At 36.4% G+C, this 14419-nt stretch carries 12 protein-coding genes, 1 riboswitch and 1 other annotated feature; of the genes, 9 read left to right on the top strand and 3 right to left on the bottom strand.

What is annotated here, in order from left to right:
* Positions 1-9 precede the first annotated feature (9 nt).
* The 3 genes from BN990_RS14895 to BN990_RS14885 all read left to right on the top strand — a co-directional run bounded on the left by BN990_RS14895 (position 10) and on the right by BN990_RS14885 (position 2590).
* A complete protein-coding gene (locus BN990_RS14895) occupies positions 10-381 on the top strand; it encodes a VOC family protein (protein ID WP_021292059.1) in 372 nt (123 codons plus the stop codon).
* Positions 382-455: 74 nt separating this feature from the next.
* A riboswitch (purine riboswitch) is annotated at positions 456-557 on the top strand.
* 153 nt (positions 558-710) lie between these two features.
* Positions 711-1298, top strand: coding sequence for a xanthine phosphoribosyltransferase (locus BN990_RS14890; RefSeq protein WP_038245702.1), 588 nt, complete (start codon positions 711-713; stop codon positions 1296-1298).
* Positions 1295-2590, top strand: a complete 1296-nt coding sequence (locus BN990_RS14885; RefSeq protein ID WP_021292061.1) for a nucleobase:cation symporter-2 family protein — start codon at positions 1295-1297, stop codon at positions 2588-2590. Before BN990_RS14890 ends, BN990_RS14885 begins: the two co-directional genes overlap by 4 nt.
* A 242-nt stretch (positions 2591-2832) precedes the next feature.
* Here the strand turns inward: BN990_RS14885 and BN990_RS14880 are convergent, their stop codons facing one another.
* Positions 2833-3321, bottom strand: coding sequence for a superoxide dismutase family protein (locus BN990_RS14880; protein ID WP_038245701.1), 489 nt, complete (start codon positions 3319-3321; stop codon positions 2833-2835).
* Between the two features lie 211 nt (positions 3322-3532).
* On the opposite strand from BN990_RS14880, the gene BN990_RS14875 reads away from it, so the two are divergent.
* Complete coding sequence (locus BN990_RS14875; protein WP_038245700.1) at positions 3533-4972, top strand: MDR family MFS transporter; 1440 nt, start codon at positions 3533-3535, stop codon at positions 4970-4972.
* Positions 4973-5009: 37 nt separating this feature from the next.
* On the opposite strand, the gene BN990_RS14870 is transcribed toward BN990_RS14875, so the two are convergent.
* Positions 5010-5963 carry a DMT family transporter gene (locus BN990_RS14870; RefSeq protein ID WP_021292064.1) on the bottom strand — a complete coding sequence of 318 codons (954 nt, stop codon included), beginning with the start codon at positions 5961-5963 and terminating at the stop codon, positions 5010-5012.
* A 169-nt stretch (positions 5964-6132) separates the two neighbouring features.
* Between BN990_RS14870 and BN990_RS21580 the strand changes: the two genes are divergently transcribed.
* Positions 6133-7113 carry a phosphotransferase gene (locus tag BN990_RS21580; RefSeq protein WP_051739221.1) on the top strand — a complete coding sequence of 327 codons (981 nt, stop codon included), beginning with the start codon at positions 6133-6135 and terminating at the stop codon, positions 7111-7113.
* A gap of 709 nt (positions 7114-7822) precedes the next feature.
* On the opposite strand, the gene BN990_RS14855 is transcribed toward BN990_RS21580, so the two are convergent.
* Positions 7823-8758: an NADP-dependent oxidoreductase gene (locus tag BN990_RS14855; protein ID WP_038245699.1), complete on the bottom strand. Its 936-nt coding sequence runs from the start codon at positions 8756-8758 to the stop codon at positions 7823-7825.
* Positions 8759-8839: 81 nt separating this feature from the next.
* On the opposite strand from BN990_RS14855, the gene BN990_RS14850 reads away from it, so the two are divergent.
* The 4 genes from BN990_RS14850 (at position 8840) to BN990_RS14835 (ending at position 14351) form a co-directional block, all read left to right on the top strand.
* Complete coding sequence (locus BN990_RS14850) at positions 8840-9346, top strand: DNA-deoxyinosine glycosylase (protein WP_021292068.1); 507 nt, start codon at positions 8840-8842, stop codon at positions 9344-9346.
* 791 nt (positions 9347-10137) lie between these two features.
* Positions 10138-10407, top strand: a binding site (T-box leader).
* A 52-nt stretch (positions 10408-10459) separates the two neighbouring features.
* Entirely contained in the window at positions 10460-11302 is an 843-nt protein-coding gene (locus BN990_RS14845; protein WP_021292069.1) for an SAM hydrolase/SAM-dependent halogenase family protein, read from the top strand.
* Positions 11303-11582: 280 nt separating this feature from the next.
* On the top strand, positions 11583-13766 hold the full coding sequence (locus tag BN990_RS14840; protein WP_021292070.1) for a YhgE/Pip domain-containing protein: 2184 nt from the start codon (positions 11583-11585) through the stop codon (positions 13764-13766).
* Positions 13767-13862: 96 nt separating this feature from the next.
* The gene (locus tag BN990_RS14835; RefSeq protein ID WP_021292071.1) at positions 13863-14351 is read left to right on the top strand and encodes a DinB family protein; all 489 of its coding nucleotides are present in this window, start codon (positions 13863-13865) and stop codon (positions 14349-14351) included.
* The last annotated feature ends 68 nt before the right edge of the window (positions 14352-14419 follow it).

Genomic DNA, 14419 nt, shown 5'->3' with positions numbered 1-14419 from the left:
GGGATTACATTGTCTTTTCAACTGGAATGTTTTGATCATGTTCAACTAGCAGCTCCATGTAATGGAGAGGAGCAAGCAATTGCATTTTACCAAGGGATTTTAGGAATGGAGCTGATCGATAAGCCAGAACCATTACGAAAAAATGGCGGTGTTTGGTTTCAAGCAAGATCGCTACAAATACATGTTGGTATAGAAGATCCGTTTAAACCTTCTAGAAAGGCACATCCAGCTATTCGTGTTCAACATTTACAGGAGTTAAAAAACCGATTCGTATTGAGTCAAATTAATGTCATAGAAGATCAATTATTGCCTGGAGCAAATCGATTTTATGTAGTTGATCCATTCGGTAATCGCCTTGAATTTTTAGAATGGAAAATATAGCCTATCAAAATTATTGGAATGTTAGTTTTATTAGGGAGGGGGTTGTTAAATCACACTCACATGCTATACTAATTACATTCAAATAATTATTTTTTCATATAATCGCGGGGATATGGCCTGCAAGTTTCTACCGGTTTACCGTAAATGAACCGACTATGAAAACGTACTGGAAGAGGGATATTGTATGTGCTTATTGCAATGCAATTTCTTTCGCTATTTCGACTGTATTAAAAAGTTCGAAAACCAGCTTCCGTTCATGGTTCTTACGGAAACTGGTTTTCGAACTTTTTTATTATTGTCCAACATCACTGCTAGAAAGGAAGATTTTCATGGAAGCTTTAAAGCAAAAGATCTTATCAGAAGGAAAAGTTTTGTCAGAATCCGTTTTAAAGGTTGATTCGTTTTTGAACCATCAAATAGATCCAGAATTGATGCAAGAGATTGGTAGGGAATTCGCTGATCGTTATGCTGATGCTGGAGTAACAAAAATTTTAACATTAGAATCGTCGGGAATCGCTCCAGCTGTTATGACGGGGTTAACGATGGGGGTACCGGTGATTTTTGCCCGCAAACGAAAATCATTAACATTAACTAATCATTTGTATTCTGCTGAAGTATATTCGTTTACTAAAAGGGAAGCCAATGAGATTTCTATTTCTCAGGATTTTATTACGAGTGAAGACACCGTATTAATCATGGACGATTTTTTGGCAAATGGACAAGCAGTAATAGGCATGATTAATATTCTACAACAAGCAGATGCCCAACTTGCTGGAATTGGAATTGTGATAGAAAAAGGATTTCAAGAAGGTGGAAGAAAAATTCGTAATCAAGGGTATCGGGTAGAAACACTTGCGAACATTGCAGAGCTCACCGACGGGCAAGTGACGTTTATGAAGGAGGAAAAAGTCGTATGAAAAACGCAACTTTAGGGTTTCAACACTTGCTTGCTATGTATGCAGGAGCTATCCTCGTTCCGCTAATAGTTGGTGAAGCGCTCGGATTAACTTCTACACAATTAACGTATTTAGTGGCAATCGATATATTGATGTGTGGGGTTGCTACGATTTTACAGGTACTTAACAATCGTCTTATTGGAATTGGTCTTCCAGTTGTTCTAGGTTGTACGTTTACTGCAGTAGGACCAATGATTGCGATAGGCGGTCAGTTTGGTGTTTCGGCAATTTATGGAGCTATTCTTGTATCGGGTTTAGTGGTTATATTAATTAGCGGTGTTTTTGGTAGTTTGGTACGTTTCTTCCCTCCGGTAGTAACTGGTTCCGTAGTAACGATAATTGGGATAACATTAATCCCTGTTGCAATTAACAATATGGGAGGCGGAGAAGGAGCAAGCGATTTTGGTTCCTTAGCGAATATTGGTTTATCTTTTGGCACCTTATTTTTTATTATTCTATTATATCGATTCACAAAAGGATTTATTCAATCTATTTCTATTCTATTAGGATTAATTGCAGGAACAATTGTTGCTTCTATTATGGGAAAAGTAAATTTACAGTCTGTTGCAGAAGCTTCCTATTTTCATATGCCTCATCCATTTTATTTCGGTACACCAACTTTTGAATGGTCAGCGATTATTACCATGATCCTTGTAGCTATCGTATCATTAGTCGAATCAACAGGTGTCTATTTTGCGCTTGGAGATATGACGAATCGTAAATTAAAAGGAAAGGATTTAGCAAAAGGATATCGAGCGGAAGGGGTAGCTATTTTATTAGGTGGAATATTTAATGCTTTCCCATATACCGCTTTTTCACAAAATGTAGGACTAATGCAAATAACAGGTGTAAAGAAAAAGAAGGTTATTATCATTATGGGATGTATGTTAATTGTTCTTGGTCTGATTCCAAAAATTGCTGCATTAACCACAATTATCCCGTCGGCAGTATTAGGCGGAGCTATGATTGCAATGTTTGGAATGGTGATTTCACAAGGAATTAAAATGCTAGGCCCAGTAATTACAGAATCATCCGAAAATGCAATGATTATTGCTTGTTCGGTTGGTATGGGCTTAGGTGTAACAGTGGTTCCGGAGTTATTTGCTAAACTTCCTGATAGTATTCAAATCTTAACTAGTAACGGCATTGTTGCTGGAAGTATAACAGCAATTTTATTAAATATTTTATTTAATATGCTGTCACAACGAAAAGAAAATAAGTCGGTAGTATTAAAAGAACAAGAGGCATCTTAAACGTAAAAGATAAGACAATAACAGAATACCATCTGTACTCAGCTTGTAGAGAACCCCCTGTGTTTTTCTACAGGCTTTTTAACTGGATGACGTATGTCGTTCTCTTGGTTATGGAAAAAGACGCTCTGTATCTAGCTAAGTTAAGCTAGATACAGAGCGTCTTTTTATATGTTGCTAGGTAGCTGTTATTCGCCCCTATTCATTTTTATATTTCAGATTCTGTATAATGCTTAAAAGTTAGATTACCTGCCTTGAATAACACCGCAAGCTAATCGTTTTCCTGCATCACCCGCTGGCTGAGTACGGTAATCATCAGGCGATTGATGAATGATGATTGCTTTTCCGATAACATCAGTTGGAAGAAACTTATTGGTGAAGAAGCAGATATACGCAAAGCCATTGTTGGAAAATAGAACAGGGAAATCACCAGCATGGTTACCATGTGGTTGATCTGTTGGATTCCAGTGCTCTCCTGCCTCTTGGAAAGGGTTTTGTTGATCACCTATTTGACAGCTGCCGTTTTCATGAAGATGAAATCCATGAGGCCCGATCGGTCTTCCGTCTCCTTGTCCGGCTTGATATGGCGGAAGCCCTTCGATTTGAGCACAAACCATGGTTCCGTTGTAGACTTGTTGAAACGTTACGAAACCGTTAATTTCAGGAGCTAAAGGGCCACCATTAATTTCAGCGAAAACTTGGTCCACTCGATGTGGGTAATAGTTATAATACATGTTGTACTCCCCTTTACATACTCACTTCGTTTTTATTCATTCTATGCTCTTGCCCATAAAGCTGTTCTCGCGTAAACGGTAATAATCAAATACGATTAACCATGTATGGATAACGCAGGCTAACTTATTGTAAAAAAAGATATATCTGTTAAAATGAAAGGTACTTTTTAAGAGGATTATACTTTAAATTTCAACGAATAGGGGGGAAAAAATGAAACAAAACGATATAGACAATTTAGGAGAAATAAATAAACTACCAATCGTCATCGTACTCATAACAGGAGCTTTCTTGGCAATATTAAATCAAACGCTGCTGGCGACAGCGATCCCTCATATCATGACGGATTTACAATTAACTGAGAACACGGCACAATGGGTGACTACGATCTTTATGCTAGTAAATGGGATCATGATACCGATTACTGCCTTTTTAATAGAAACGTTCACAACTAGACGCTTGTTCATTACAGCAATGAGCATATTCGCATTAGGGACGCTCATATGTGCATTATCACCAAACTTTCTCTTATTGATGGTCGGTAGGATTATTCAAGCTGCAGGTGCTGGAATTATGATGCCTTTAATGATGACGATATTCCTGTTAATTTTCCCAGTTGAAAAAAGAGGGACGGCAATGGGAACAGTTGGATTGGTTATCGGTTTTGCTCCGGCTTTAGGGCCTTCTATTTCAGGGTGGCTAGTCGAGCATTTTCCGTGGCGATCATTGTTTTATATTGTGTTACCTTTAGCAATCATTGATATTATTGTCGCTTATTTTGTAATGAAAAATATTACAAAGCGTACATTTCCAAAAGTTGATATCCTTTCTATTATTTTTTCAACACTTGGTTTTGGCGGTATTCTATATGGATTCAGCAGTGCGGGAAATATCGGCTGGTCTGATCGAGTAGTAATTATTTCTTTACTAGTAGGTTTCATTTCATTAGGCATTTTTATTACCCGTCAATTTAAATTAGCACAGCCCATTTTAGAATTTAGAGTATTTCAAAATAAAATTTTCACCATAACGATGATCATAGGGATGATTGGATTTATTGGACTTATTTCTGCAGAGACGATACTTCCTATATATATGCAAAACATGGCAGGTTTCTCTGCTTTTGAGTCTGGATTAATGATCCTCCCTGGAGCTTTACTGATGGGAATTATGTCACCAATTAATGGTAGGATCTTTGATAAATTTGGCGCGAGGTATCTTGTTATTATTGGTCTTTTATTACTGACGATAACATCGTTTCTTTATACTAATTTGACGCCAGATACCTCTTTCGCTTATTTAACGGTTGTATTTGCGTTAAGAATGTTTGGGATATCGATGATTATGATGCCTTCTACAACAGCTGGATTAAATCAATTATCCAATCGTTTAATTCCACATGGTTCAGCCATGACAAATACAATGAGACAGGTCGCTGCATCGATTGGAACGGCATTATTAATCACAATCATGACTGCTTCTACATTAAATAGTGGTAGTCAAGTTACTGCTATAGATCAAATTCATGGTGTGAATATCGCTTTTTATGTAGCAACGGGCATTTCGTTTATTGGTTTAGTCCTAGCTTTTTTTATTAAAGATAAAACACCAACAGAGAATAAAACAAATGCTGTACGACAAAAGGAAGCCTAGAAAAAAGGATGATCTCAGCGGTGAGAATCATCCTTTTCTAATTTATTCCTGCTTTTTTTGGCGTCCATTTTTGTTTTCGGTCACTAATAATAGATAGCAAACTATGTAAAATCATTCCGATAATTACGAATGAAATACCAATATAAGATAATGCTCCTGGCATGGGAACACTTAAAAATAATAATTCTCCACCTAGTACAAAAATTACTTCTCCAGATTGTGTAGCTTCTACTCCAGCGAGTTTATGGTTATCATGCTGTACTTGCTCTGTGGCATAAAAGAAAAGAGCTGTAGCTATAATGCCAGATGAAATGGCAACAATGAATGTCTGCACAAGTTGACTTGAATCAGGGGCTCCGTGAGATAAAAACCCAAAAACTGATAGGAATATCCAAAATGGCATGGATGCAATTGTCATACCGAGGATACGTTGAAAGGTATTTAATTCCCCTTTCACCATTAACATCATTTTTCGGTTTCCTAATGGATAAGCAAATGCTGAGATAAGAATTGGCACGACACATAAAATAACACTTAACCATGATACAGCAGATGCATGTTCAAATTGGATAAAGAACACCCCAACGATAATAATGAAAGAGATAACTACTGCACGATAAGGAATACGCTGTTTCACTTTTTGATTTAATAATGGAACGAGGATAGATCCTGCAATAATCGTTAATTGAAATGTCGCTGCAACTAGCCACCCTGGTCCATATATTGTAGCAAAGGTTAAGGGTGCATAAAATAAGCCGAAACCGACGGTACTCCATAGAATCCATGGCCATGGATGAGATCTTATATGTGTAAGGACAGGTTTGACATTTTGTTGATAGCCAACAATAATGAATAACATAGGAAGCATAAATAGAAAGCGAAGGGAAGCGCTCCATGCCCAACTGCCCCCTTCTAATTCCATCGAACGATTTAAAATGAATGTAACCGAAAAGAACAATGCCGCAAATATACCGATCAGTATTGCTTTCATGACGTCACCTCGATACAGATATGTACCATCATAACAAATACCGAAGTGTTTTGTGTGAAAATTTATAAAAAAAATGAACTAATTTTGCTTGTGAAATTTTATTAAGACACGTTACGCTTGTTAGAGAAGTTAGTAATAACAATGTTTGATGATTTTTGGGGGTATAGATATGACAGCGGTCCAACCAAAACATACGTTAATAACTGAGGCATCCATAAAGGGATTAATGCATACCTATGACATTGGCCACGTGGATGAATGTACCTTTCTGACAAGAGGATTAAATGATACATATCGAATAAAAACAGCTAATGATTACTATATATACCGCGTTTACCGTCATGGATGGAGGGATTATTCCTCTATTCAGTTTGAGGCGGACGGGCTACAGCACCTGAAACAAAGGCGATTTCCTGTATCCTATCCGATAATTAAAAGTGATGGAACGATGATTAGTACCATAGAAGCCCCTGAAGGGACGCGGTATGGTGTGCTTTTTACATACTCTCCAGGAGAACGTCCCACTATCCAGCCAAATCATGCTGGGAAAATTGGGGAATTACTTGGTAAGATGCATAGTCTAACCGACGACTTTCGTTCATCAAATTATCGGGGATTTAAATTAGATGAATCCCATTTGCTCGATGAACCGTTATCACGAATCAATCCATTAATTAAAGCATATTTAGGAGAGGAAGCTGAAGAAGAAATAGCAAATGCAGTAAAGAATATAAAAAAAGAACTATCTAATAAGAAACTTGAAGTTGGATTTTGTCATGGTGACTTTCACAATCATAATATGCATATAAACCAAGGGAATCTTGAAGTGTTCGATTTTGACTGCAGTGCAATTGGGTATAGAGCTTATGATATTGCAGTTGCCTGGTGGAATATAAGAAGCAATTATCAAAGTGAAGAAAAAGCTTGCTGGAATGCTTTTCTGTCTGCTTATTTAGAGGAAAGAAACTTATCCGATGATGATTTTCAAAGTTTGCCGCTATTTATAACGGCTAGAAGAATTTGGCTGCTTGGGGCAATGCTGGAAAATGATGATGTCTGGGGGAGTAATTGGATAAATAAATCGTCTCTCGAATTATTCATACTACAGATTCAATCGGATCGAAATAGGGAAGAGAATAGAATAAGATAAGTTAAAGGGAGTGATAACAAATTGGTGTCTTTACCAACATGGATTTGGGTCTTTTATTTTATTTTCTTGGTTTTTACATTAACTACAGCTTTAATCAGTAATTTTAAAAATAGGTCGATTTCATATGCCTACACAGCAATTATCTTATCGTTCGCCGCCCCGTTATTTTCATTTTTGTTTTCAGTGGGAAGACCAGAGGGTGTTCATTCGATTAGCTATGTTTTTTCACAAATTTGGAATGGAAACCTGTTTGCTTTAGCTATTGTGTTAGCAAATATCTATCTACTATTTTGGGATGGACTTTTTATCAAGAATTATCGGGATCAGCTTATAAGGTATTACCATAGAGTACTCAAAAAAATACAAGATACGGATATACTGAAAAAACGTGAAAAATCACAATAATAGATAAATTATTAACACCAATACGTAGGATTGAATTTAATTAATCTCTACAGTTGAAAAAACGCCATGAAAAATATGGAATGCTTTTCGCGGGCGCGGTCTGGAGCTAAGTCGGTATACAAAAATCGATCATCTGTCTGCATCTCTAGATACTTGTTATTGCAGCTGGAGTTCCCTTTATTTTATTTACAATACTTACAACGGTATCCATAGTAATCATCAGCGTTTCAGAAAAAGCCAAACGAATATTCAAGTATCATTCGTTTGGTTTTTTTCTTTATTTAATTACTTTTGTGTCTCAAAACTACTTTATTTTTATAATTATTTTTCCTTTTGCATGATGTGTTTCACTAAGCTGATGGGCTTTCTGTAGACCTTCCTCCGTAAGAGGGAAAGTATGGCCAATGGTAGGTTTTATTTTTCCTTCTTCAAGAAGTTCCGCAATTTCTGCTAATTGTTTGCCGTTTTCTTCTAACCATAAGAATCCTGCAACAATACCATTTTCACGTGCTATATCTTCATCAGGTGGTTCCGCGATAGAAACAAGTTTTCCTCCCTCTTTTAAAATTTGAAAACTCTTCAGCTGTATATCTCCACCCATTGTATCCACAACGATATCATAATCTGATAAAATTTCTTCGAAGTTTTCTGCTTGATAGTTAATCAAATGATCTGCTCCTAATTCTTTTACCAGCGCTTCGTTTTTTTCGCTAGCGGTTGTCGCCACATACGCACCAAAATACTTGGCGATTTGGATAGCGAAGCTACCTACACCGCCTGAACCAGCATGAATCAATACGTTGTCTCCTTGCTTGATTTTGGCAAAGTCTACAAGGCATTGCCAAGCAGTTAATCCAGCCAATGGAACACCAGCCGCTTCATCGAACGTGATGGAGGAAGGTAGTTTGGCTAATCGTTTCTCATCTACTGCTGTGTATTCTGCATAAGTGCCATTAGCTGTTGTGGCGGGTCTTGCAAATACACGATCTCCAACTTGAAATTGAGTCACTTCTTCTCCTACTTGTTTCACAATCCCTGCTGCATCCCAGCCTAGGATAATAGGGAAGTCAAAATCAAACTTCTCCTTTAAATAGCCTTCACGAAGTTTCCAGTCAATTGGATTAACGGCTGTTGCGTGCAATTCAACCAAAACTTGATTATTCTTTATAGTAGGTAAGGGTACTTCTTGTTCTTTAAGTTGTTCCGATTTACCATAATTAGTGATAACAATTGCTTTCATTTTTAACCCTTCTTTCATAGCGTACTATTTATCATTTTCCCGATTCTATTTTCGTTAATCATAAATAAGAGGTGATTTTTTTTGGAAACGTTAACTTCATTTGAACCAATCTTACCTTCTGATCCTATTGTTCTTATTTTAGGATCGATGCCAGGTGGGATTTCATTAGAAAAGCAAGAATACTATGGAAATCCTCGAAATCATTTTTGGAAAATCATGTTTACTTTATTTGATAAACCTTTAAAAGAGGATTACCATGAAAAAATAAAACTCTGCAAACAGCATCAAATCGCCTTGTGGGATACAATTGCAAATTGTTATCGTGAAGGTAGTCTCGATGCCAATATCAAGAAAGAAGTCCCTAATAATATTTTAGAGTTGTTAGATAAGTACCCAACAATTAAATTAATCGCTTGTAACGGGGGGAAATCGTATCAAACGTTTAGGAAGTATTTTTCAACGGCGTTAATTAAACCAGTAGATGTAGTTAAGTTACCTTCAACAAGTCCGATTCCTGGGAGGTACACGAAGTCATTTTCAGGAAAACTGGAAGAATGGAAAGTTATTCTTTCATATCTTAGCGAATAGTACAAAAACAAAGCGAATAACCCTCAAAAAATCAATATTTATGTCGATTATCTATGTCAAAATAGGGTATAATAATAATACTTAGATAATTCATTACATTTAACTTGATTATGAATATTTTTGATGGAAACGTAATAAGATTACATTGGTTGTTTTTTAAGTAAAGGTTATGGCGAGATAGAGGTTGGGGACGGCAAATGAGTCGCAAGCGGCAACTTGCGACTCAGACAGAGATATCCGCAAGGAACGGCGACATTGCAACATAGGATACAAACGCATCTCACCTGATCCTTGTTACTATCGTCGACAGGGTGCTTACTTGTTTTCTCGGCTATTTACAATCAACAATACAAGCGTGGCGAACGAGAACATCAGCTCAAGTGTCTTGTCAATTGGTATCAATTTTTTTCAGCCCCTTTCCCTTAGGGGATTACCAGTCGCCAAGTATAAGAAGCCTTTTCACTAAGCTTCCATCTTACACCCTGCATATCCTGTCCCCACCATTATACTATAAATAATGTAATAATTGTGGAAATTATTAGGAAATGGTATAAAATTCACAGATTTCAGTTTTTTGAGTATAAACTGCCTATTCATGGACAGGCTTTCCATGGGTTAGAAGCCCTGTGAAACAAGTATGTGTAAAGGGTTACAGAGATTATATTGGTAGTATTAATCGACGATAATTATGTTACGGGATGTGAATATTTGCTTAGTTCCTGTAATATTTTGAAAAATTGATACTTGATTTATTTTTCTATATTACGTATACTATTTGTAAATTTAGCAATTAAAAGGCGATGACAGAGAAAAGTAGGGTTTGAATTGTTTATTCAGAGAGCTTCGTTTGCTGAGAAGAAGTTAAACGTCAAACTTGAACAATGGTCTCATAGAGCTTCGAACTGAACATAATTTTTATTATAAGTAGGTTGCGACGGGATTTGGTACTCGTTATTAATATCATAGTATCCATGCTAATATAGCTAGTGTACTTATAAAGGCTATTTATGTAATTAAATAGTGAAATAAGGTGGTACCACGTTACAAACCACGTCCTTATCGATTCTACGGTAAAGACGTGGTTTTTTAGTTAATCATATTGGAGGGGTTCACATGTTTAAGCAACTTGTATTACAAACAGACTTTGGGGTGAGTGATGGAGCAGTTAGTGCTATGTATGGGGTAGCAATTTCAGTGGATCCTGAAGTTCGAATCTTTGATTTGACCCATGACATACCACCGTATAATATATGGAATGCTTCTTATCGTTTGTATCAAACAATTTCATATTGGCCGAAAGACACCGTTTTTGTATCTGTCGTAGATCCTGGGGTAGGGACGAACAGACTGAGTATCGTTATAAAAACGACAGATAATCATTATATTGTAACACCTAATAATGGGACACTAACCCATATAAAAGAACATATTGGAATAAGAGAAGCACGAATTATTGATGAAAATGTAAACCGTTTACCGCAATCTGGAGATTCTTATACATTTCATGGTCGTGATGTGTATGTCTATACAGGAGCAAGATTGGCGTCTTCTGTGATAAATTTTGAAGAAGTGGGTCCAGAAATAGATGTAGACACTGTAATTAGTTTACCTAAGCCAAATCCAACGGTCGAAAATGGAGAAGTATTCGGACATATTGATATATTGGATGTGCGGTTTGGCAACCTTTGGACGAACATTGATCGAGAATCTTTTGAAGCGGCAGGAATAGCGTATGGTGACTTGTTAAATGTGAGAATTACCAACAATTCTCATGAAGTATATAATAATAGCATGACATTTGGACGTTCTTTTGCTGATACTCAATTAGGGGAACCATTAATCTATGTAAATTCATTAGACAAACTCGGTGTTGCATTAAATCAAGGATCGTTTGCAAACGCATATCATATTGGTACAGGAGCTAGTTGGAAGATAAGCATATCTAAAACAGTATAGTCACATATTTTAAGAAACTGGATAGAGATTGTCCACATAAGTATATTAAATATATTGACCTGCTAATAAAAAGCAGGTCTTTTACATATTCCTATAAGTATCCCGTTGTATCCGGTTGCATTCATTTACATATCACAAAAAGAATATTGTGAATACAATATCTTCCTGAAAATGGCTGGATTTACTTCTACAACGTTGTTATAATCATCCATGATATTATCGTTTTTTTGCCCTAAGATGAATAGTCATTCATTTATTATGTAAAAAGAGGTTGAGTTGTATGAAAAACAGCTTTAGAATTTATTCAAAAGATATAAAAAACATTGCTACAAATTGGGTAGCGGCTATTTTAATTGGTGGATTGATATTATTACCATCATTATATGCATGGTTTAATATCAAGGCATCATGGGACCCGTATGGACAGACAGATCAAATTCCTATCGGTGTCGTTAACGAAGATGCAGGTGCAACCGTTCGGGGTCAGCAAATTCATGTTGGAGATGATTTAGTTGCAACGCTCAAGGAAGATAAATCAATGGATTGGCAATTCACAGATAGAGATACTGCGATGGAAAAAGTAGAATACGGAGACTATTTTGCAGTTATTGTTATCCCCAAAAATTTCTCAGAAAAACTAGGCACCGTCGTTGAAGATGAACCAGAAAAAGCGGATGTTGAGTATTATGTGAATGAGAAGGTTAACGCCATTGCTCCAAAAATCACAGAAAAAGGTGCTTCCGTGATCGTGGAACAAATTAGTAGTAATTTTATTTCCACTGTGAATGGTGTCATTTTTGATATGTTTAATAATCTTGGTGTTGAATTAGAGAAGGATTTACCAGATATTAAGCGGTTTGAAAATTATATTTTTGAGATGGAGAAAAAGTTACCGGAAATCCATGATTTGCTAAATCAGTCATTAACAGATGCGAGTAGTGCACAGAATATTATTAATCAAGCTCAAGCATTAGTACCAGAAGCTGAACGTGTCACTGGCGAGGGAATGCAAACGATTGATAATACAACCGAATTTCTTAATAAAGCAGAAACGCGATTAGAAGAGATGGCACCCAAAATTGAAGAAGACTTAAATCGCGTCCAAGAAATAGCTAATAAAACAAATAATTTTATACAGGATATCCAACATTCAGAAATTGATTTTAGTAATGGGGAAGAGCTTACGGATCAAGTGAATGAACAGATTACGCAAGCTATGCAAAGAATAACGACGATTAATCAGGCATTAGATCAATTGCAAGAGCAAAATCAGGATGATCAGTCGGGAGATACAGGGAATGGTGCAAATAATGAAAAAATTGATCAAGCACAACAACAGTTAGAGGAGCTGCAACAGCGTCTAAATGAGGTGCAAACAAAAAATGAAGAAGTTGCTGCTTTTATCACGGATAAACATGCAGAAGTACAACAAACAATTGCAGAATTACAAGAGCTGTCAAGTAATGTTTCAACAAGTATAGATGATTTTGTTAAAGAATATAAAGAGAATATTGAACCGACGGTTATGGGGGAAATTGATCGCGCACAGTCTACATTAGCAAATGCACGAGGAATATTGGTAGACATTCAAAATACAATTCCTGAAGTAGAGCGAATTCTTTCCAATACGGAAGGGAGCTTAGGAGAAGGCGAAGATATACTGGAATATGCACTTGGAGAGTTTCCTTATGTAAATAGTAAAGTGAATGAATTAGCAGATAGGATTCGAGAAATACAAGGAGAAACGGATATTAATGAGATAATTCAACTATTACAGAATAATCCAGAAGCTGAAAAAGGTTTCTTCGCTGAACCTGTTCAATTAAATGAGAACAAATTATTTCCAATAGAAAATTATGGAACAGGCATGACACCTTTTTATACGGTATTAGCAATTTGGGTGGGCGGCTTATTATTGATATCTCTACTATCAGCAGATAGTCATCGATCAGATGACTTTACGGGTAGACAAATTTATTTTGGTAAACTATTTACCTTTATAACTATTGGTTTATTGCAAACAATCATTGTCACAAGTGGCGATTTATTATTATTAAATGTTGGCGTTACGCACCCATATTGGTTTATTGGATTTGGTTTACTTATCAGCATGGTATTTATGATGATTATTTACACGCTGGTCTCTGTGTTTGGTGATGTTGGTAAAGCCATGGTTATTGTACTATTAGTGTTACAAATTGCTGGAGCAGGCGGCACCTATCCAGTCGTCTTGCTGCCAGAATTCTTTCAAGTTATCCATCCATTTTTACCGTTCTCCTATGGCATTGATTTAATGCGCGAAGCTGTAGGGGGGATTGTATGGGATAGGGCCACCAAAGATATTCTCTTCCTATGTATATTCGGAGGGGCAGCAATTATCATTGGCGCCTTCTTAAAACCAATAATTAATAAACAAACAAATAAACTAAAAAAGAAATCAGACGAATCCGGGCTATTTCACTAGAAGCTAAATTAGCTTTATTAAATTCGTTAAGGAAGAAATAGCGAAAAGCTATCGAATTTTATCGTTTCGATTTATAATTGGTTGAAGGAGTTGATGATGGTGCAAATAAACGAACAGGCACGTGAAACGTTGTTGTCTGAAGTAAGTGGACTAACAGATGAACAATTAAACCTAAAACCGTCAACTGATCAATGGTCAGTGAAGCAAATTCTTGAGCATCTTTTTTTAATGGAAGCAGCCATTACAAAGACAATTCAACAACAAATAATTCTTGGTGATACGAAAACAGTGGATGAGAAACCCATTCATTTTACTGTTAATCGTTCTGTTAAAGTAGACGCTCCAGAATTTGCTATACCAAGTGAAGCATTTGCCACCTTGGAAGAAATGAAACAAAAGCTTGCGGCAAGTCATGAAGGACTACAAAATTTAGAAAAGACAGCAGATAAGAAGACATTAAGGGAGAAAGCATATCCGCATCCTGCTTTTGGTGAGCTAAGCTTATATCAATATATTCCGTTTGTTGGCTATCATGAAATGCGGCATATTGAACAATTGAAGGAAGTAAAAGCAAAGATGAACTAGAATAGAGACTGAGACAAAAAGTAGCTTATTCCTATCATAATCCGAACGATTTCACTCGAATCCGTTCG

Source organism: Virgibacillus salexigens (assembly GCF_000723585.1).
Lineage (GTDB): Bacteria > Bacillota > Bacilli > Bacillales > Amphibacillaceae > Virgibacillus > Virgibacillus salexigens.
This window is presented reverse-complemented; position numbering and strand designations above follow the sequence as displayed.

Coding starts and splice junctions, on each gene's coding strand:
- BN990_RS14835 (WP_021292071.1), top strand. CDS start 13,863: ATGGTGCAAATAAACGAACAGGCACGTGAAACGTTGTTGTCTGAAGTA.
- BN990_RS14880 (WP_038245701.1), bottom strand. CDS start 3,321: ATGTATTATAACTATTACCCACATCGAGTGGACCAAGTTTTCGCTGAA.
- BN990_RS21580 (WP_051739221.1), top strand. CDS start 6,133: ATGACAGCGGTCCAACCAAAACATACGTTAATAACTGAGGCATCCATA.
- BN990_RS14875 (WP_038245700.1), top strand. CDS start 3,533: ATGAAACAAAACGATATAGACAATTTAGGAGAAATAAATAAACTACCA.
- BN990_RS14890 (WP_038245702.1), top strand. CDS start 711: ATGGAAGCTTTAAAGCAAAAGATCTTATCAGAAGGAAAAGTTTTGTCA.
- BN990_RS14855 (WP_038245699.1), bottom strand. CDS start 8,758: ATGAAAGCAATTGTTATCACTAATTATGGTAAATCGGAACAACTTAAA.
- BN990_RS14885 (WP_021292061.1), top strand. CDS start 1,295: ATGAAAAACGCAACTTTAGGGTTTCAACACTTGCTTGCTATGTATGCA.
- BN990_RS14845 (WP_021292069.1), top strand. CDS start 10,460: ATGTTTAAGCAACTTGTATTACAAACAGACTTTGGGGTGAGTGATGGA.
- BN990_RS14840 (WP_021292070.1), top strand. CDS start 11,583: ATGAAAAACAGCTTTAGAATTTATTCAAAAGATATAAAAAACATTGCT.
- BN990_RS14870 (WP_021292064.1), bottom strand. CDS start 5,963: ATGAAAGCAATACTGATCGGTATATTTGCGGCATTGTTCTTTTCGGTT.